The sequence below is a fragment of the Luteimonas sp. A649 genome (genome assembly GCF_054072735.1).
This window is the reverse complement of the sequence record NZ_JBSVRQ010000001.1, coordinates 844,903-864,051: the sequence shown is the minus strand read 5'-3', so window position 1 is coordinate 864,051 and position 19,149 is coordinate 844,903. Positions and strand designations below refer to the sequence as shown.

Annotated in this window: 15 protein-coding genes; 5 read left to right on the top strand and 10 right to left on the bottom strand. The window is 69.7% G+C overall.

The genetic code is table 11. The features are described 5' to 3' along the window. Positions 1-95 precede the first annotated feature (95 nt). From ACW5E8_RS04080 to rnfB, 4 genes are all read left to right on the top strand, one after another. Complete coding sequence (locus ACW5E8_RS04080) at positions 96-3,011, top strand: TonB-dependent receptor domain-containing protein (RefSeq protein ID WP_456964205.1); 2,916 nt, start codon at positions 96-98, stop codon at positions 3,009-3,011. A gap of 187 nt (positions 3,012-3,198) precedes the next feature. Next, positions 3,199-3,648, top strand: a complete 450-nt coding sequence (locus tag ACW5E8_RS04075; protein WP_456965237.1) for a DUF2147 domain-containing protein — start codon at positions 3,199-3,201, stop codon at positions 3,646-3,648. A gap of 126 nt (positions 3,649-3,774) precedes the next feature. Further along, positions 3,775-5,898, top strand: coding sequence for a methionine--tRNA ligase (gene metG, locus ACW5E8_RS04070; protein ID WP_456964204.1), 2,124 nt, complete (start codon positions 3,775-3,777; stop codon positions 5,896-5,898). Between the two features lie 5 nt (positions 5,899-5,903). Further along, entirely contained in the window at positions 5,904-6,323 is a 420-nt protein-coding gene (gene rnfB, locus ACW5E8_RS04065) for an Rnf electron transport complex subunit RnfB (protein WP_456964203.1), read from the top strand. Here the strand turns inward: rnfB and ACW5E8_RS04060 are convergent. The 6 genes from ACW5E8_RS04060 to ACW5E8_RS04035 form a co-directional block, all read right to left on the bottom strand. Next, positions 6,320-7,324 carry a TraB/GumN family protein gene (locus ACW5E8_RS04060; RefSeq protein WP_456964202.1) on the bottom strand — a complete coding sequence of 335 codons (1,005 nt, stop codon included), beginning with the start codon at positions 7,322-7,324 and terminating at the stop codon, positions 6,320-6,322. The genes rnfB and ACW5E8_RS04060 overlap by 4 nt on opposite strands. Positions 7,325-7,346: 22 nt before the next feature. Continuing rightward, complete coding sequence (locus ACW5E8_RS04055; RefSeq protein WP_456964201.1) at positions 7,347-8,324, bottom strand: DUF1684 domain-containing protein; 978 nt, start codon at positions 8,322-8,324, stop codon at positions 7,347-7,349. Further along, positions 8,324-10,225, bottom strand: coding sequence for a DNA mismatch repair endonuclease MutL (gene mutL / locus ACW5E8_RS04050; RefSeq protein ID WP_456964200.1), 1,902 nt, complete (start codon positions 10,223-10,225; stop codon positions 8,324-8,326). Before mutL ends, ACW5E8_RS04055 begins: the two co-directional genes overlap by 1 nt. 73 nt (positions 10,226-10,298) lie before the next feature. Next, a complete protein-coding gene (locus ACW5E8_RS04045; protein ID WP_456964199.1) occupies positions 10,299-11,813 on the bottom strand; it encodes an N-acetylmuramoyl-L-alanine amidase in 1,515 nt (504 codons plus the stop codon). 82 nt (positions 11,814-11,895) lie between these two features. Then, entirely contained in the window at positions 11,896-12,387 is a 492-nt protein-coding gene (gene tsaE / locus ACW5E8_RS04040; protein WP_456964198.1) for a tRNA (adenosine(37)-N6)-threonylcarbamoyltransferase complex ATPase subunit type 1 TsaE, read from the bottom strand. After that, entirely contained in the window at positions 12,387-13,880 is a 1,494-nt protein-coding gene (locus ACW5E8_RS04035) for an NAD(P)H-hydrate dehydratase (RefSeq protein ID WP_456964197.1), read from the bottom strand. Before ACW5E8_RS04035 ends, tsaE begins: the two co-directional genes overlap by 1 nt. A gap of 26 nt (positions 13,881-13,906) precedes the next feature. Between ACW5E8_RS04035 and queG the strand changes: the two genes are divergently transcribed. Beyond that, positions 13,907-15,016 carry a tRNA epoxyqueuosine(34) reductase QueG gene (queG, locus tag ACW5E8_RS04030; protein ID WP_456964196.1) on the top strand — a complete coding sequence of 370 codons (1,110 nt, stop codon included), beginning with the start codon at positions 13,907-13,909 and terminating at the stop codon, positions 15,014-15,016. Between the two features lie 175 nt (positions 15,017-15,191). On the opposite strand, the gene pgi is transcribed toward queG, so the two are convergent. The 4 genes from pgi to panB form a co-directional block, all read right to left on the bottom strand. Beyond that, a complete protein-coding gene (gene pgi, locus ACW5E8_RS04025) occupies positions 15,192-16,706 on the bottom strand; it encodes a glucose-6-phosphate isomerase (RefSeq protein ID WP_456964195.1) in 1,515 nt (504 codons plus the stop codon). A gap of 3 nt (positions 16,707-16,709) precedes the next feature. Then, positions 16,710-17,090: an aspartate 1-decarboxylase gene (gene panD, locus ACW5E8_RS04020; RefSeq protein WP_456964194.1), complete on the bottom strand. Its 381-nt coding sequence runs from the start codon at positions 17,088-17,090 to the stop codon at positions 16,710-16,712. 290 nt (positions 17,091-17,380) lie between these two features. Continuing rightward, positions 17,381-18,256, bottom strand: coding sequence for a pantoate--beta-alanine ligase (gene panC, locus ACW5E8_RS04015; protein ID WP_456964193.1), 876 nt, complete (start codon positions 18,254-18,256; stop codon positions 17,381-17,383). Then, entirely contained in the window at positions 18,253-19,083 is an 831-nt protein-coding gene (gene panB, locus ACW5E8_RS04010; protein WP_456964192.1) for a 3-methyl-2-oxobutanoate hydroxymethyltransferase, read from the bottom strand. The genes panC and panB overlap by 4 nt, the downstream gene beginning before the upstream one ends. Between the last annotated feature and the right edge of the window lie 66 nt (positions 19,084-19,149).

The following is a 19,149-nucleotide window of genomic DNA, read 5'->3' as shown; positions in this document are numbered from 1 at the left end:
CCCGCGCGATGTTACAGGGGGTGTGTTGCGTAACCGTTAATTGCCTCATATAGTCATTAAGTTCCAGTTAAAACCACCTAGGGGAGTCATCAAGCATGCGTAGTTCCCGTCAGGCGTTCCGTCGCCTTCCGCTGGTCGTCGCCATTGTCGCCGGCCTGAGCATCACCGCTGCACAGGCCCAAGAGCAGCAGCCCGCTCCGGCCGAGGAAGAGCAGCCGCAAGAAACCAGGGCCAATGCCACCCAGCTCGACACGATCACGGTCACCGGCTCGTTGCTTCGCCGCACCGAGTACGAATCGACCTCGCCTATTCAGGTGATCACTGCGGATACGAGCATCGCCCTGGGTCAGGTTGACACCGCGGAATTCCTGCAGAAGTCGAGCATTGCGGCGGGCTCCATGCAGATCAGCCAGCAGTTCTCCGGCTTCGTGGTCGAAGGCGGCACCGGCGTGCAGTCCCTGTCCCTGCGTGGCCTGGGTGCCAACCGCACCCTGGTCCTGCTGGACGGCCAGCGCCCCGGTCCTGCCGGTACGCGCGGCCAGGTCGGCGCATTCGACCTCAACGTGATTCCCTCCTCGATCATCCAGCGCGCCGAGATCGTGAAGGACGGCTCGTCCTCGATCTACGGTTCGGATGCCGTCGCCGGCGTGGTCAACGTGATCACCCGCAAGACGGTGGATCGTCCGGAAATCACCGTCAACGCCCGCGTTCCCTTCGAAACCGGCGGCGAGATTTTCACCGTGTCCGGCGCCACCGGCTGGAACTTCGACAGTGGCAGCATCGTGTTGGCCGGTGAGTACTACCTGGCCGAAGCCCTCAAGGATGGCGACCGCGACTTCTTCCGCTGCCCGCAGGAACTGGTGTGGGACGCGGACGGCAATCGCATCGACCGCGAAGACCGCTCGATCCTCGCCGGCACCTCGCTCGGCGGCTGCACCACCACGCGCCTCTATGCCAACTCGATCAACGACGCCATCACGGGCGTGCGCTACATCCCGTCGCCCGACGGCGTGACCATCGGTCCGTTCCCGGGCTACCGCCCGCGCACGAACCAGAACTTCACGGCCACCAATCCGCAGGCGTACTACGAGGACGTCACCAACTTCGACTTCCTCAACACCGCGGACATCATCAACCGCCAGGAGCGCTTCAACCTCTTCGCGTCGTCCGACTTCGGCTTTGACTCGTTCAACTGGAAGACGACGTTCCTGTACAACCACCGCGAGACCGAAGCACGTGGCTTCCGCCAGTTCTTCCCCTACGTCGGCGGTCAGAACGGCCCGTACCAGTATGCGAATTCGCCCGGCTTCGTGAACCCGCTCGCCGGCGGCCTCGCGCAGGTCATCATGCCGTTCCGGTCCGACCAGGACATCTCGATCGATTACATGTACCTCGCCACCAAGCTCGACGGCCTGCTGTCGTTCACCGACACCTGGGCGTGGGAAGCCAACGCCACGGGTTCGCGTTCGGACGGCGACTACAGCGCCTTCTCGATCGTCGGCTCGCGCACCGGTGACTGGCAGTGGAGCGACGATGCCCCCACCCTCGACTACTTCGATCCCGGCTTCCTGAGCGGCGAGCGGATGGACGAGCTGGCTTCCGTCATCGGCGAGTGGCACACCGGCAACACCGTCTATGACCAGTACACCGTCAACGGCCTGGTCACCGGCGAGGTGTTCGAGCTGCCGGCCGGCCCGGTAGCGGCCGCCGTCGGCTTCGAGTACCGCCGGTACAGCATCGACGACCAGCCGAGCGCCCTGTCGCGCAACGGCGACCTGTGGGGCCAGAGCTCCGCCCAGGTCACGAAGGGCAAGGACTCGGTGAAGGAAGCGGTCCTCGAGTTCGAGGTTCCGGTGCTCAAGGGCGTCCCGGGCTTCGAGTCGCTGACGTTCAACGGTTCGACCCGCGTATTCCAGTACGACACGGTCGACGGCACCGACAACGTCTGGAAGATGGGCCTCAACTGGCAGATCATCCCGTCGCTGCGGGCGCGCGCCACTCGTGGCACCTCGTTCCGCGCACCGGGCCTGTACGAGCTGTACCTGGGCAACCAGACCGGCTTCCTCGCGCAGACCGCGGTCGATCCCTGCGTGGAGTGGGGTGACAGCACCAACGACTTCATCCGCGCCAACTGCCAGGCCGCGGGCATTGCCCCGACCTACACCGGCCTGGGTACGTCTTCGGCGACGGTCGTCTCGGGTGGTGGTGTCGGCATCCTGAAGCCGGAAACGTCGATGGCGAAGACCGTCGGCGTGGTGTTCACGCCCGAGTTCGCGAACATCAGCATCGCCGTCGACTATTTCGACATCGATGTCCGGGATCAGATCGCGCAGCTGGGCGCCTATGACATCCTGTTCGGCTGCTACGGTTCGCCTGTTTACCCGAACAACTTCTGCGACCTGTTCGAGCGCAACCCGGCCAACCACGCTTCCGAGCCGAACAAGATCACGACCATCGACAGCCAGTACGTCAACGTCAACCGCCAGCGCACCCGTGGCTACGACCTGATCGTGAACTACGACGACGACTTCTCGTTCGGCAAGCTGCGTTTCGAGAGCCAGCTGACCTACACCAAGGAAGACGTCTCCCAGCTGTTCGACTCCGCTGCCGCGAGCGGCCAGTCGAAGTCGGACAACCTCGGCTACATCGGTCGTCCGCGCCTCGTGGGCTCGCTCTCCGCGCAGCTGGTGCGTGGCGACATGACCTACACCTGGGGTACCGAGTACGTCGGCTCGACCAAGAACCTCGACATCAACGAGGAGTTCATCTACCTGGGCCGTCCGAACAGCTTCCGTGACATCACCGCGGAAGACGCGTTCTACCATTCGGCCTCGGTGCGTTACGACCAGACCGACTGGAGCCTGCTGGTTGGCATCCGCAACGTGTTCGACAAGCAGCCGCCGCAGGTGTCGACCGGTACCGCCACGCGCTATGGCAACGTGCCGGCGTTCGCGACGCAGTACGACTACTTCGGCCGCACCGCGTTCGCACGCGTGACCTACCGCTTCTGATCCAAGCAACACGGCAAGACCGGAAGGGCGACGGCAACGTCGCCCTTCTTTTTTGTGGCAATCGACGGCGTGGCGTGCGCGCCGCAGCGCGAAATGCAATTCCCTCGAGCCAGCTGTTTCAAGGCCGTTCTCTTCGGTCCACGCAGCGGGTATAACGGGCGTAGCCGCCACGGCGGCGCCGCACCCACTGGAGGCAACAATGCGTACCCCCCACCTTTCCTGCCTTGTGTTCGCACTGGCGGCGCTCTTCGCCACTGGCGCCAACGCGCAGACCACCGCCCCCACCGGACGCTGGAAGACCATCGACGACGAGACCGGCAAGGTGAAGTCGATCGTGGAGATCACCGAGTCCGGCGGCACGTTGCGGGGCCAGGTGGTGGACATCCTGCAGTCGGACCGCGGCCCCAATCCGACCTGCGACAAGTGCAAGGGTGCGAACAAGGACAAGCCGATCAAGGGCATGACCATCCTCTGGGGCCTGGCCCCGGGTGGTGACGGCTGGGAGGGCGGCACCATCCTCGACCCGGCCAAGGGCAAGACCTACAAGTCCAAGCTCAAGCTCATCGACGACGACAAGCTCGGCGTTTCGGGCTGCGTGGCCTTCATCTGCCGCGAGCAGGTGTGGATCCGCGAGTGACACGGCCTCCGCGCTGAGTCGCCTTCAAGGGCCCGGCAATCGCCGGGCCTTTTCTGTTCCCGGGCGTCCCAGGTACTCTTGGGACCGCGTGCGATAATCACCGGCCGTCCGTCACCGACTGCCCACATGCCCCGCCCCGCGCTCGTCACCAACGCCCTGCCCTACGCCAACGGTCCCCTGCACATCGGCCATCTGGTCGGTTACGTGCAGGCCGATATCTGGGTGCGCGCGCGGCGAATGGCCGGCGGCACGGTGCACTACGTCTGCGCCGACGACACCCACGGCACGCCGATCATGCTGGCCGCGGAAAAGGCCGGGACCACACCGGAGGCTTTCGTCGCCGGGATCCAGACCGGGCATGAACGTGATTTCGCCGACTTCGGCGTCGCCTTCGACCACTACGACTCGACCCATTCCGAGCGCAACCGCGCCCTGACCGAGGCGATCTACACGCGCCTGGACGAAGCCGGCCACATCGCCAGGCGCTCGGTCGCGCAGCTCTATGACCCGGTCAAGGGCATGTTCCTGCCCGACCGCTACGTCAAGGGCACCTGCCCGCGCTGCGGCACCGCCGACCAGTACGGCGACAACTGCGAGCACTGCGGCGCGACCTATTCGCCCACCGAGCTGATCGACCCGACCTCGGTGGTCAGCGGCGCCGCGCCCGAGTTGCGCGAAAGCGAACATTTCTTCTTCGAACTGGGCCGGTTCGAGTCCTTCCTGCGCGAATGGCTGGCCGGCGATGTGGCCGTGCCCGGAGTCAAGGCAAAGCTGCAGGAATGGCTCGACGGCGAGGGCGGCCTGCGCGCCTGGGACATCTCGCGCGACGCGCCCTACTTCGGCTTCGAGATCCCCGGCCACCCGGGCAAGTACCTTTACGTCTGGATCGACGCGCCGATCGGCTACCTGGCCAGCTTCCAGGCGCTGTGCGAGCGCGACGGCCTGGACTACGACGCGTTCACCGGCGCCGACAGCCAGGCCGAGATGCATCACTTCATCGGCAAGGACATCATCAATTTCCACGGCCTGTTCTGGCCGGCGGTGCTGCACGGCAGTGGTCACCGCGCGCCGACGCGGCTGCACGTCAACGGCTACCTGACCGTCGACGGCGCCAAAATGTCGAAGTCGCGCGGTACCTTCGTGATGGCCCGCAGCTACCTCGACGCGGGCCTGCCGCCCGAAGCGCTGCGCTACTACTTCGCCGCCAAGTCGGCCGGCGGCGTCGACGACATCGACCTCAACCTCGCCGACTTCGTGGCACGCGTGAACTCCGACATCGTCGGCAAGTTCGTCAACCTCGCCAGCCGCTGCGCCGGCTTCATCGGCAAGCGCTTCGACGGCATGCTGGCGGACGCGCTGCCGGAGCCGGCGATGTACGTGCGCTTCGTGGAGGCGTTGGCGCCGTTGCGTGAAGCCTACGAGCGCAACGAGCCGGCCAGCGTGCTGCGCCAGGTGATGGCGCTGGCCGACGAGGCCAACCGCTACATCGACGAGCGCAAACCGTGGGTGATCGCGAAGCAGGACGGCGCCGACGCCGAACTGCAGGCCGTGTGCACGCAGGGCCTGAACCTGTTCCGCGTGCTGGCCGGCGCCCTGCGTCCGGTGCTGCCGGCAATGAGCGCACAGATCGAGGCCTTCCTCGACGCGCCGCTCGCCCGGTGGCAGGACCTCGACGCACCGCTGACCGGCCATCGCATCCAGGCCTACCAGCCGCTGTTCACCCGCATCGACCCGAAGCAGATCGCCGCCATGACCGAAGCCAGCAAGGAAGACCTCAAGCCGACCGCTCCCACCGCTACCCCGGGGGGAGCGGCTATAGCTGCGATCGCGCCCCCCGGAATTGCAACCGCGAAATCCAACGCCGCCGCGACCCCTGCCGCGAAACCCGCCACTGGCACGGGTACCGACGCCGCTGCCCCAACCATCACCATCGACGACTTCACCAAACTCGACCTGCGCATCGGCAAGGTGCTCGCCTGCGAGTTCGTCGAAGGCTCCGACAAGCTGCTGCGCTTCGAACTCGACGCTGGCGAACTCGGCACGCGGCAGATCTTCTCCGGCATCCGCGCCAGCTACGGGGAACCTGCTGCGCTGGTTGGCCGCAACGTCGTCTTCATCGCCAACCTCGCGCCGCGCAAGATGCGCTTTGGCCTGAGCGAGGGGATGATCCTGTCGGCGGGCTTCGATGCCGGCGAGCTGGCCCTGCTGGGCGCCGATCCCGCGGCCGCGCCCGGGATGCCGGTGCGCTGAGGCCAGTGGGCGGCCACGACGCCCTGATCGAACGCCTCGACCGGCTGCTGCCGCAGACCCAGTGCGGGCAGTGCGGCTATGCCGGCTGCCGTCCCTATGCCGAAGCCATGGCCGCGGGCCAGGCGGATACCGACCGGTGTCCGCCCGGTGGCGACGCCGGCGCCCGCGCCCTGGCGAAGCTGCTGGCGGTGCCGGCCCTGCCCTACGATCGCGGACTCGGCGAGCATCGCCCGCCGGAACTCGCGCTGGTGGTCGAGGCCGACTGCATCGGCTGCACCAAGTGCATCCAGGCCTGCCCGGTTGACGCCATCATCGGCGGCAGCAAGCGCATGCACGTGGTGCTGGAACCGCTGTGCACCGGGTGCCGGCTGTGCCTGCCGGCCTGCCCGGTGGACTGCATCGTCATGGTGCCGCCCCGGCCCTAGGGCGACGCGCAGGCCGAGCACACGCGCTCGACCGCATACCCCTTCGCGCGCAGCTTTTCGACCACGCCGTCCTCGCCCAGCAGGTGCATGGCGCCCACGACCACCAGGGTGTCGTCCTCGCCGTCCTCGCGCAGGCGCGCCTCGAGCTTCGGCAGCCAGGCGTCGTTGCGGCCGACGTTGATCGCCTGGTACAGCGCCGGGAAGTCGCGCCGCATCTCGGTCACGGTGCCGTCGAGGATCGCCTGTGTGTCGCCCGCGCGCCACGCGCCGTGGAGTTCAAGCATCAGGTCCGCGCCGGCTTCGGCCTGGTCGAGCGCCTGCTCCAGCATCTGCAGCTGCTCGGCCGGATCCATGCCGTCCAGGAAGGTGATCTGCTGGGCACCGGTTTCCAGTCCGGCGGTCGGCTTCTGCGCGTTCTGCGCGAGTCCGCCCATGTGCGCGTCCAGACCGATCGAGGGATCGAAGCCGAGCGCCATCATCTGCGACACCGTGATCATCGTGCCGACGAACCACGGCTCGAAGCGCTGCAGGACCTCGACGTTCATGCCGGTCGCGGCCAGCTGCGCCGCGTTCTCCCTGCCCCAGCTCGCGAGCTTGGCGGCAAGCTCCGGACCGAGTTCATCGTTGAGCGTGCGGCCGTCGGTGCGCAACGCCGCCTGCGCCATCTGCAGGCCGAGCTGCGGCGAGGCCAGTTCGTCGGGGGATATCTCGAACAGCAGCTTCTCGGCGTCGGCAAAGGCCATGTCGACGTCGCGCGACAGCGGGTAGTCGTCGGGCAGCAGGAGGTGGAACGAGCCCAGCAGGTACAGCGAGTTGTTGTCGTCGGACACCTTCCACAGCAGGGGCACCGGCGGCGCCTTGGCGGTGGCGGTGGCGGCCGGGACCGGCTTTGATCCGGCCTGCGGGGCGGCCACGGCCGCGGCAGTGGCGCCAATGGCGACGCTTGCGGCCAGGGCCACGATCAACATGGGCGAACGCGCCCGATTCCCTGTCTTGGTCATGGAAGTCCTTGGTGGTGTTGTGTCAGCTGCCGGATGCCGCGGATGCGGGCCTGGCATAGGCCTGTTCGCCCGCGGTCACGGCGAGGTCGAGGCGGTTGTCCGGCGGCGGCAACGGGCAAGTGGCGAAGTCGGTGAACGCGCACGGTGGATTGTAGGCACGGTTGAAATTGAGCGTGACGCGGCCCTGCGCGTCGGGGGCCGCGGTATCGAGATAGCGGCCGGCACCGTAGCTGTCGTGGCCGCTGGTGCGGTCGGCGAGGATCAGGAACAGTCCGCCATCGCTGCCTTCCAGCGCTTCGAGCCGGTAGTCCACGCCGTCCCGGCTGAACTCGACCACGCCCGGGTTGGGCATCGGATCCGTGCCGCCGACGATGTTGGCTATCTCGATCGTGCGGCCTGCGGGATGCGGGACGAAGCGTGCGTCCAGCACCCAGCCGGCATCGACGGGCCAGTAGGCGATCGTGCCGAAGCCGGTACGCGCAGGCGCATCGGCGTGCTTCACGCGAAGTGCGCGGCGGCCGGCGCGGCTGATCATCGACAGCCTGCCGCGGCCTTCGTCGAACACCAGTTCGACCGGACCGGTATCGGGTTCGTCCCGCAGTTCGATGCGCCCTTTGACCGGCGCTTCGTCAACGGTGACCGCCACGTCGCGCTCGGGCGTGAAGTACACGCGCCCCGCGTCCTGCTGTACCAGGCCGAGCTTCTCCGGCCCGTGTGCCAGGCGGATGCCGCTGGTCTGGCTGCTGCCGATGTAGTGCGCCCTCAGCTCCAGCCAGTGCAGGCCGACCACGCTGGCCCAGCCGTCTTCGGCCAGCAGGCCTTCGCGGCGTTCGTCGCGCCACTGCTGCTCGGCAGCGCGCAGCTCGGGGCTGGCCTCCGGCACGGGGGCGGCATCGTCGTCCGCCTCGAGGGATGGGGCACCGGAGCCGCAGGCGGCGAGTACGGCGGCAAGAACGAGACAAGTCGCGGCGGTGGCCGCGCGCAGCGTGGATCTGGTCATCAACGTCCCCTCATGAACCAGCGATCGATGTCGGCTAACGGAATGCGCGTCCAGGTGGGACGGCCGTGGTTGCACTGCCCGGAGCGTTCGGTTGCTTCCATGTCGCGCAGCAATGCGTTCATCTCGGCAATGGTCAGCCGCCGGTTGGCGCGCACCGAACCGTGGCAGGCCATGGTCGACAGCAGCTCATCGCGGGCGGCGCGGACGCGACGGCTCTCGCCGTGTTCGCGCAGGTCGGCGAGCACGTCGCGCAGCAGTGATTCGGTGTCGCCCTGCGCCAGCAGCGCGGGCACGCCGCGCAGCAGCAGCGACTGCGGGCCGGTGCGCGAAACTTCGAAGCCGAGTTCGGCAAGCGTGGCCGTCTCGCGCTCGGCGATGTCGGCCTCGCGCTCGCTCACCGCCACCGCCTGCGGCACCAGCAGCGGCTGCACGCGCAGGCCGGCGCCGTCGTGCGCGGCCTTCAGCTTCTCGTAGCCGATGCGCTCGTGGGCGGCGTGCATGTCGACCACGACCATGCCGTCGGCGGCCTCGGCCAGGATGAAGATGCCGTGCAGCTGCGCGATCGCGAAGCCGAGCGGCGGGATGCCGTCGTCGCCGGTGTCCGGCATGGGCACCTGCGTGGCGGGCATCTGCGCCCACGCGGCGTGCGTCGCGCCGGGCACGGCGGTTCCGCCCTCGCCGATCGCCGCACCGGCGCCGTCCACGACGCTGCCTGCGGCACCGTAGAGCAGCGCGTAGGCATCGCGCACGCCATCGCCGCGCAGCGACAGGTTCGACTGCTCGGCCACGCGCGCGGCCAGTTCGCGCGAGACCTGGGCCTGGGTGGTGACCGCGGCCACCAGCGGCGCGTTGCCGGCGCGCGTGCCGGCCAGGGCCTCATGCAGGGCGCGATAGACGAAGTCGTGGACCATGCGCGCGTCGCGGAAGCGAACCTCGTGCTTGGCCGGGTGCACGTTCACGTCCACCCGTGCGGGGTCGAGTTCGAGGAACAGCACGTAGGCGGGCTGGCGACCGTGGAACAGCACGTCGGCATAGGCTTGCTTCACCGCGTGCGCGACGCTTCGGTCGCGCACGGCGCGGCCGTTGACGTAGAGGTACTGCTGGTCGGCGCTGGCACGCGAGTACGTCGGCTGCGCGATCCAACCGTGCAGGCGCAGCGCGGGGGCGGCGTCGCGGCCTTCGTCCACAGGGCGTGGCAGGGTCGCGTGCTCGACCCGCAGCGCGGCCTGCGCAAAGCCCTCGCCCAGGGTCTCGACCAGGCGCGCGGCGCCATCGTCCAACGCCAGGCCTACGCCTTCGCCCCCGCGATAGCGGCGCGAGGCGCGGCCGTTGTGCGACACCCGCAGCTCGACGTCGGGGCGGGCCAGCGCCAGCGAGCGCAGCCACTCTTCGATATGGCCCAGCTCGGTACGCTCGGCACGCAGGAACTTGCGCCGCGCGGGCACGTTGTAGAACAGGTCGCGGACTTCCACCGTCGTGCCCTGTGGATGCGCCCTGGGCGCGACCTCGCCCACCCGCCCGCCATCCACGGACAGCGCGGCCCCATGGTCGGCATCCACGCGGCGCGAGCTGATCGTGAAACGGCTCACCGATGCGATGGAAGGCAGCGCCTCCCCGCGGAAGCCGAGCGTGGCCACCACTTCCAAGTCATCGAGCGATGCGATCTTGCTGGTCGCATGCCGCGATACCGCCAACGTCAGTTCATCGGGCGTGATGCCAAGGCCGTCGTCGCGCACGCGCACCAGGCGCACGCCGCCTTCCTCGAGGTCGATGTCGACGCGGCGGGCGCCTGCGTCAAGCGCGTTCTCGACCAGTTCCTTGACCACCGACGCCGGGCGTTCGATGACCTCGCCTGCGGCGATCTGGTTGACGAGGGTGTCGGGAAGCTGCCGGATGCTCAAGAAGCTGCGGGGGTCCGGCGCGGTGCGCCGGCCTGGTATGGGCCAGCCACGATGATAAGCGAGCTTGCCGCCCTCAGCGGCTGCCGCCGCTCGCCGCCACCGAGGATGCGCCGCCGGTTGCGGCCCGCGTCGCGAACAGCGTGCCCGGGGGCGGCTGGCTGGTGAAGTAGGTGTTGACCCCGTCCAGCACCGCGCGCGCCACCTTGGACTGGAACGCCGGGTCGATCAGCCGACGCTCTTCCTCGGGATTGGACAGGAAGGCGGTCTCGACCAGCATCGCCGGCATGTCGGACGTGCGCAGCACCGCGAAGTTGGCGCGTTCGATGTGCGGCTTGTGGTTGTTGCCGATGCGCTTGAGGCCTTCGAGGATGTGGTTGCCCGCGTCCTCGGACGCCTTCATCTGGCCGCTCTGGGTGAGGTCGAGCAGGACGTTGGTGAGCATGCTGTCGGAGGTGGCGATCTTGCCGCCACCGATCAGGTCGGCCGCGTTTTCCTTGTCGGCCAGCCAGCGCGCGCGCTGCGAGGACGCGCCCTTCAGCGACAGCACATAGACCGAAGAGCCCTTGGCATTGCGGTTTTCCGCGGCGTCGGCGTGGATCGAGATGAACATGTCCGCGCCCGCCGCGCGCGCCAGCTGGGCGCGGCGGTTGAGCGGGATGAAGACGTCGGCATCCCGCACCAGGTGGGCCTGCAGGCCCGGCGTGGCGTTGACCTGACGCGCGAGTTCGCGGGCGATGGCCAGGGTGATGTCCTTCTCGCGCTTGCCGGTGGGTCCGACGGCGCCCGGGTCCTGGCCGCCGTGGCCGGCGTCGATGGCGATCACCAGCGGACGCGTGGCGCCGCTGGCGGCCGACTGCACTGCGTTGGCGGGGGTGGGCGGCTGCGCGGCGGGCGCGCGCTGCACCGGCGTGGGTACACCAGTGGCGATGGTGGTCGGCACCGCCTGCCGCGGCGACGGGTCGCTCGATGGCTGCGGCCGCTGCGGCGATGCCGTGGACGGGGCCGCGGGCGAACGTGCGCCGGCGGCGGGAAGGTTTGCGATCAGACGCGAGGTGGCGTCGTTGGACGCCTGTGCGGCGCCGGCCTGGTTGGCGGCTGCGATCTGCGCGATCGGGTCGGCCGTCGACGTGGACGCGGGCGATGGCGTGGCTGCGGCAGGTACCGCGGCCGTCGTCGCTGCGCCGTGGTCACCCGGCCATTCCAGCACCAGGCGCACGCCGCCGCTGCCGGTCTCGAAGCGGGGCGCAAGCGCGACCACCGGCATCGCCAGGTCGAAGACCACGCGGGTCGTTCCGGGCGTCGGCTGGCCCGTGCGCACGGCCTTGATGACGCCGGCGGCGGCCGGGACCGTCAGCTTCGGCGCGACCCGGCTGCCCGGGAAGTCGACCACGAGGCGGTCGGGGTTGGACAGCGGAATGAGCGTGTACTCGGCTTGCGCGTCGAGCCCGAGTTCTGCCCGGGTCCCCGTTGGACCTGCACTCAATCGCAAGTCATTGATCTCAGCCGACTTGGCCACGTTCCAGACCAGTGCGGCCAGCAGGGCCGCACCGAGCAGGATTTGCTGGAGATGGATGGCCCGGACGCGCATGGCCGCTAGTCAAGCACCAAGTCGCGTTCTTTGCAACAGGTTTTTCCCTTATGAATCCGGCACCTGCCCGCCCTTCCTGTGGTTACGGTTCAGGAAGCCCCTGCAAACGTCGCTGCTCGTCCAGTGCGGCCACCCACGCGTCGCCCGCGGCGCTCCGGAAGCGCAGGCGGCATGCCCGACCCTGCCCCAGCACCACGAGGCCGACCTCCAGGTCGGGTGCCGGCAACGCACCCAGGCCCCGTTCGGGCCACTCGACCAGCCAGAGCCGGGGATCGGCGTCGTCCAGGCCGAGGAATTCCAGTTCGCCGGCGTCGCCGATGCGGTACAGGTCCAGGTGCAGCGCTTCCCCGCCGGTCGCGAGCGGATACCGCTCGACCAGGGTGTAGGTCGGGCTGCGCACCGGGCCGGTCACGCCCAGGGCGCGCAGCCAAGCGCGGGCCAGGGTCGACTTTCCGGCCCCGAGATCGCCCTCGAGGTGCACGACGGCACCGGCCGGAGCCGTGGCCGCGAGGGCTGCAGCCAGGGCGGCCGTGGCCTCCGCATCGGGAAGGACCGCACTGCGTACCGCGGCCATCAGTCCCGCTCCCGCTGGCGCAGCGCCGCGATCAGGTCACTGGGCAGCATGCCGCGGGCACCCCCGTCCGCCGCCGCGCGATCACCGGCGACTGCATGCTGCAGCGCACCGGCCACGGCCGCGTCCGCCGCTGGCAGCCCCTGTGCGCGCAGCGCCGCGATGATGCCGGTGAGCGCATCGCCCATGCCGCCGACGGCCATGCCTGGGTTTCCCGCATCGATGATCCAGGTGCCGGCGCCGGGCGCCACAACGACCGTCCCCGCGCCCTTGAGCACCACCACGCAGGCGTAGCGCTCGGCCAGCGCGCGTGCGGCGGCGATGCGGTCACGCTGGACGTCGGCCACGCTGCGCCCGAGCAGGCGCGCGGCTTCCCCCGGGTGCGGGGTCAGGATCGCGGTCGCGGGCATCTTCCCGGGGCTGGCAGCGAGGAGGTTCAGCGCGTCCGCGTCCACCACCAGGGCCCTGGCCTTGGCCATCGCCGCATCGAACACGTCACTCGCCCACGCGTCGCGGCCCAGTCCCGGCCCCACGGCGCAGACCTCGGCCGCCTCCAGCAGTGGCGTCATGCCTGCGGGATCCTCGAGCGCGTGCGCCATCACTTCCGGCGTGCGGGCCAGCAGGGGCGCCACGTGCGCCGTGCGGGTGGCGACGCTGACCAGTCCTGCGCCCGCCCGCAGCGCTGCGCCCGCCGCCAGCAGCACCGCGCCACCCATGCCGTGGTTGCCACCGGCCACCAGCACATGGCCGGCTGTGCCCTTGTGTGCGGTGCGCGTCCGCCGCGGCAGCAGCGATTCCAGCGCAGGGCCGCGCAGGCGCCAGGCCACCGGGTCCACCCCGGCGAACGCTTCGGGCGGCAGATCGAGCGAGGCCACGTGCAGCGCGCCGACATGGTCGAGCGCGGCACCCGTCGCAAGACCCGCGTGGTCGCCGATGAATTGCAGCGTGCGGGTGGCCCGCACCGCGCTGCCGGGCACGTCGCCGCAGGTGGCGTCGACGCCCGAAGGCAGGTCGAGCGCCAGCACCGCGGCGCTGCTGGCCGTAATGGCTGCAAGCAGTACCTTGCCTTCATCGTCCGCCCGATTGTCGAAGCCCAGGCCGAAGACGGCATCGACCAGGACATCGCACTCCGGCAGCTGCGCATCCGCGATCGCCACCCTGCCCCCGGCGTCGCTGAAGGCCGCGGCCGCCCGCCGCGCCAGCGCCGTGCGCGGGGCGTGGCCTTGCGCGTGCAGCACCTGCACGTCGCGTCCACCCGCGAGCGCGTGGCAGGCCAGCACGTAGCCGTCGCCGCCGTTGTTGCCGGGGCCGCAGGCGACCACGATGCGCTGCGCGTCCGGCCAGTGTTCGAGCAGGCAGCGCCAGGCGGCCAGGCCCGCGCGCTCCATCAGGATCGACGCATCGCCGCCAAGCAGCGCGATCGCCTGCGTCTCCACGCGGCGCATCGCGGCGACGTCGTACAGCGGCGTGGCGGCATCGGTCCCGGTTGCGTGCATCGCGCTGATTCTATACTCGCGCCACCATGCCCACGCGCACCGCCGACGCCAGCGGCGCGGTGCCTCCACAGGCCCACGCCAACCCGCCCGACCCGACCGCACTCGCGGCGCGGATCCGTGCCCTGGTGCGCGAAGCCGGCTTCCAGCGCTGCGGCATCACCGGCATCGACCTGGGCGACGACGAAGGACACCTGCGCGACTGGCTCGCGCGTGGCTTCCACGGATCGATGGACTGGATGGCGCGCCACGGCGACAAGCGCTCCCGCCCGCAGGAACTGGTGCCGGGCACGATCAGCGTGCTGTCGGTGGGCCTCGACTACGGCCGTCGCGACGACACCGAGGCCTGGGAGACGCTGGCCGACGGCGAGCGCGCCTATGTCGCCCGCTATGCCCTGGGCCGCGATTACCACAAGCTGATGCGCAACCGCCTGCAGAAGCTGGCCGACCGCATCGCCGCCGAGATCGGCCCGTTCGGCCACCGCGTCTTCGTCGACTCGGCGCCGGTGCTGGAGCGGGCACTGGCGCGCAACGCCGGGCTGGGCTGGATCGGCAAGCACACCTGCCTGATCGACCGCGACGGCGGCTCCTGGTTCTTCCTCGGCGAGATCTACCTCGACGTCCCGCTGCCGCCCGACCCGCCGGCAACGCCGCACTGCGGCAGCTGCACGCGCTGCATCGACATCTGCCCGACCCAGGCGATCCTTGGCCCGAATGTGCTCGATGCGCGCCGCTGCATCAGCTACCTCACCATCGAACACGAAGGCGCGATCGACGAGGAACTGCGGTCGCTGATGGGCAACCGCATCTTCGGCTGCGACGACTGCCAGCTGGTCTGTCCCTGGAACAAGTTCGCACGGCGCAGCGATGAGCCGGACTTCCGCGCGCGCAACGATCTCGACACCGCGACCCTGGCCGAACTGTTCGCGTGGGAAGAGGACGAGTTCCTGCGCCGCACCGAAGGCACCGCCCTGCGCCGCAGCGGACACGCGCGCTGGCTGCGCAACATCGCGATCGCGCTGGGCAATGCGCCGACCACGGCGGAGGTGCTGCAGGCGCTGGAGACGCGCCGGGACCATTCCGATCCGGTCATCCGCGAGCACGTGGCCTGGGCGATCGCGCAGCACGGAACCGGCTGACGGCTGGGCACGACGGCGCTGCTGGGCACTGCGGCGGCGTCTCCCACAGCTCCGCGCCCCTGGCATCTCCTGTAGGAGCAGCCGTGGCTGCTCCTACCGGGGTGCGGCGAAGGACATGGAATGGGCCAGTCCGATCCGCATGCTTAGTCGACTGTGACGGGCCAGCAACCGGCGGTCAGCGGCGCGAGCGGATCTCTTCAAGCAGGGCCCGGGTCACCACGTCGCCCGCCTCGCCCTCGCCGCGCAGCGCGGGCAGCAGCTCGCCGGCAATGCGCTTTCCAAGCTCCACGCCCCACTGGTCGAAGGCATTGACGCCCCACAGCACCGACTGCGCGTAGACGCTGTGCTCGTACATCGCCAGCAGCGCACCCAGCGAATGCGGCGTGAGTTCGTCCAGCAGGAAGAGCGTGGATGGACGGTTGCCCGGATACGCCTTCTGCGGATCGTCCGCAGCGTGGCCGTTGCCCAGGGACTCGGCCTGCGCCAGCAGGTTCGCCAGCAGCGCGTCGTGGTTGCCGCGATAGCCATGGGCCGGTCGCACGACACCGATGAAGTCCGCGGGCACGACGTCGGTGCCCTGGTGCAGCGCCTGGAAGAAGCTGTGCTGGGCCCCCGTGCCGGCGCCGCCCCAGACCACGGGCACCGTCGCCACGCCGGGTGCACGGCCGTCGCTGCGCACCGACTTGCCGAGGCTCTCCATCACCAGCTGCTGCAGGTAGGCCGGCAGGTGCGCGAGGCGCTGGTCGTAGGGCAGCACCGCCTGCGTGGGCAGGCCCAACGCGTTGCGGTTCCACACCGCCACCAGCGCGTGGCGGATCGGAAGGTTCGCCTCCAGCGGCGCCTCGACCGCATGCGCATCCATCTCCGCCGCGCCGGCCAGCAGCGCCTCGAAGCCATCCATGCCGACCGCCAGCGCGATCGCGAAACCCACCGCCGACCACAGCGAATAGCGTCCGCCGACCCAGTCCCACATCGGCAGCACGCGGCCGGCCTCGACGCCAAAGGCCTGGGCCGCGGCCACGTTGGCACTGACCGCGTACAGACGCTCGCCGCCACCCAGCCAGTCGCGGACCAGGGCACCGTTGAGCAAAGTTTCCTGGGTACCGAAGCTCTTGGACACCAGGATCGCCGCGGTGCGCGCCGGATCCAGCCCACGCAGTGCGTGCTGCACCTCGCTGCCATCGACGTTGCTGACGAAATGCAGGCGGAATCGGCCGTCGTTGAAGTCCTTCAGCGCATCGACCACCAGCCGCGGGCCGAGGTCGGAGCCGCCGATGCCGATGTTGATGATGTCGGTGACGCCCGATTCCCGCAGCGAGGCGACGAGTCCGGCCATGCGCTCACGCGCAGCCAGGGCGGCGGCGTGCGCCGCGTGCGCGATGTCGCCTCGACCAATGCCTGAGCGCAGCGCGGTATGCAGCGCGGGACGGCCTTCGGACGCGTTGACCTCGGCGCCATCGACCAGCGCGCGCAGCGCCAGCGACAGGCGCACGTGTCCGGCCAGCTCGCCGAGCGTGGCCAGGGTGGGCGCATCGATGCGCTGCCGCGCGAAGCTCGCGTACACCGGCCCGACGCGCAGCGCCATGGTTCCCGCTCGCGCGGGGTCCTCCGCCACGAGGTCGGGAATGCGGGCGCCGGCGAGGCGCTCTGCGTGGTCGAGGAACTGCCGGACGAGCGCTTCGCCGGCCACGCCTCAGGCGGCCTGTGCCGGGATGGCGTCGTTGGTGTGGGTCATCCGGTTCTGGCGGTCGACGTAGACCAGGCTCGGCTTGAACTTCGCCGCCTCGGCTTCGTCGCAGGCGCCATAGGCGCAGATGATCACGAGGTCGCCGGGTTCGGCCTGGTGGGCGGCGGCACCATTGACCGAGATGATCCCGCTGCCGTCTTCGCCGCGGATCGCGTAGGTCGCGAAGCGCTTGCCGTTGTTGATGTTGTAGATCTCGATGCGTTCGTACTCGCGGATGCCCGACAGGTCGAGCAGGCGGCCGTCGATCGCGCAGGAGCCTTCGTAATGGAGCTCTGCGTGGGTGACGGTGGCGCGGTGGATCTTGGCTTTGAGCAGGGTCAGGAGCATCGTGGGGAACCGCGTGGGGCCGTGGGAACCGGCGTCAATCGGGATTCTACAAGATGGCGTCCGGGAGGCTTTGCCGTGGGGCGCCGCACTTGAAGACTGTTCAGCGTGGCTGCGGAGGCGTGAGGGGAACGCGTCGTGCTTTTGTCTTTCCCGGCGGGTCGCGGGGAGGCGCTGCGAGGCGGGTTGGGGGGTACGCAGTGGGCATAAAGGCCCGCGCAGCGGGACAGCCCACGGAATACCCACCAGCCCGCCGTCTAGCCGCCGGCTGCCGCCCACCTCCCGTACGAAGATCAACCTGCGGTGGAGAACTCGAGGTTGTCGATCAGCCGCGTGCGCCCAAGGCGGGCGGCGACAAGTGCGACGCGCTCGCCGTCGGCGCCGGGCGTGGGCGCGCCGGAAGGCTCTGCCAGTAGCGGCGTGCGGATCACTGCGTAATCGACGGCGAAGCCGGCTGCCTGCAGCCGGGCCGTGGCGTTGGCCTCGGCGCGCTGCCAGTCCTGCCCGCTTTGCAGGGCATCGCGCATGGCGAGCAGCGTGCGGTGGATCTCCGGTGCGAGCGCGCGCTCGTCCGGGGACAGGTACTGGTTGCGCGAGCTGCGTGCCAGGCCGTCGGGCTCGCGCACGATGTCCGCGCCGAGCACGTCCAGCGGGAACGCGAGGTCGAGGACCATGTGGCGGATCACGGCGAGCTGCTGGTAGTCCTTGCGGCCGAACACGGCCAGGTCGGGGCGGACCTGGTTGAACAGGCGCGCCACCACGGTGCATACGCCGTCGAAGTGGCCGGGGCGGTAGGCGCCGTCGAGCACGTCGGTGATGCCAGGCACCTGCACGCGCACCGCGCGCGCGGTGCCCAGGGGATACATCTGCTCGGGCGTGGGCATCCAGGCGAGGTCGCATCCCGCGCCCTCGAGGCCGGCCACGTCGGCCTCGGGTGTGCGGGGGTAGCTGTCGTAGTCCTCGCCCGGGCCGAACTGGGTGGGATTGACGAAGATGCTGGCGACCACGCAGTCGGCGTTCGCACGCGCCTGCCGGACCAGGCTGAAGTGCCCTTCGTGCAGGTTGCCCATGGTGGGCACGAAGCCGATGCGCAAGCCGTCGCGCTTCCAGGTGTCGATGCGGGCGCGAAGCGCTGCGATGTCGTGCGCGACTTCGATCGCGGCGCTCATGCGTAGGAGTGGGCCGCGTCGGGGAAGCTGCCGTCGCGTACTGCGGCCACGAAGGCGCGTGCGGCGCCTTCGACCGAGCCGCCTTGGGCGAGGAAATCCTTCACGAACTTCGGGCGCCGATGACCGGAGTCGAGTCCGAGCATGTCGTGCATCACCAGCACCTGGCCGTCGCAACCGGCACCGGCGCCGATGCCGATGGTCGGCACCGTGCTGTCGCGGGTGATGGTGGTGGCCAGCGGCGCCGGCACGCCCTCAAGCACGATCAGCGCCGCGCCCGCCTCGGCGACGTCGCGCGCTTCGGCGCGCAGGCGTTCGGCCGCGGCCTCCTCGCGCCCCTGCACCTTGAAGCCGCCGAAGCGCAGTACCGACTGCGGCGTCAGGCCGAGGTGCGCGCACACCGGGATCTCGCGCTCGGCCAGGAAGCGGATGACGTCGAGCTTCGGGCCGGCGCCTTCGAGCTTCACCATTTTCGCGCCCGCCTGCAGGAAGCGGGTGGACGCATCCAGGGCACGCTCGGACGTGGCGTCGGCCTGGAACGGCAGGTCAGCCACCAGCAGCGCGTTCGTGAGGCCGCGGGCGACGCAGGCGGTGTGGTAGGCGATGTCGTCGACGGTCACGGGCAGCGTCGAATCGCGGCCCTGCACCACCATGCCCAGCGAATCGCCGATCAGGATCAGCTCCACGCCCGCGGCGTCGAACACCCGCGCGAAGCCGGAATCGTAGGCGGTCAGCATCGAAAGTTTGCGCCCTGCGGCGCGCGCCTCGGCCAGGCCGGGCACGGTCATCGGCCGGCGGTCGTCCCGCGCTGCAGGCGTGTTCTTGCTCATGGGGTTTCGCGTCCGGAATGTGGGGATGGACCGTGCAATCTTACGCCGCAGCGGTGACGTCGAGGC

Excerpts from the sequence above, each read along its gene's own strand:
- ACW5E8_RS04045 (WP_456964199.1), bottom strand. The coding sequence starts at position 11,813 with ATGCGCGTCCGGGCCATCCATCTCCAGCAAATCCTGCTCGGTGCGGCC.
- ACW5E8_RS04055 (WP_456964201.1), bottom strand. The coding sequence starts at position 8,324 with ATGACCAGATCCACGCTGCGCGCGGCCACCGCCGCGACTTGTCTCGTT.
- metG (WP_456964204.1), top strand. The coding sequence starts at position 3,775 with ATGCCCCGCCCCGCGCTCGTCACCAACGCCCTGCCCTACGCCAACGGT.
- ACW5E8_RS04035 (WP_456964197.1), bottom strand. The coding sequence starts at position 13,880 with ATGCACGCAACCGGGACCGATGCCGCCACGCCGCTGTACGACGTCGCC.
- panD (WP_456964194.1), bottom strand. The coding sequence starts at position 17,090 with ATGCTCCTGACCCTGCTCAAAGCCAAGATCCACCGCGCCACCGTCACC.
- ACW5E8_RS04080 (WP_456964205.1), top strand. The coding sequence starts at position 96 with ATGCGTAGTTCCCGTCAGGCGTTCCGTCGCCTTCCGCTGGTCGTCGCC.
- ACW5E8_RS04060 (WP_456964202.1), bottom strand. The coding sequence starts at position 7,324 with ATGACCAAGACAGGGAATCGGGCGCGTTCGCCCATGTTGATCGTGGCC.
- panB (WP_456964192.1), bottom strand. The coding sequence starts at position 19,083 with ATGAGCAAGAACACGCCTGCAGCGCGGGACGACCGCCGGCCGATGACC.
- panC (WP_456964193.1), bottom strand. The coding sequence starts at position 18,256 with ATGAGCGCCGCGATCGAAGTCGCGCACGACATCGCAGCGCTTCGCGCC.
- queG (WP_456964196.1), top strand. The coding sequence starts at position 13,907 with ATGCCCACGCGCACCGCCGACGCCAGCGGCGCGGTGCCTCCACAGGCC.
- tsaE (WP_456964198.1), bottom strand. The coding sequence starts at position 12,387 with ATGGCCGCGGTACGCAGTGCGGTCCTTCCCGATGCGGAGGCCACGGCC.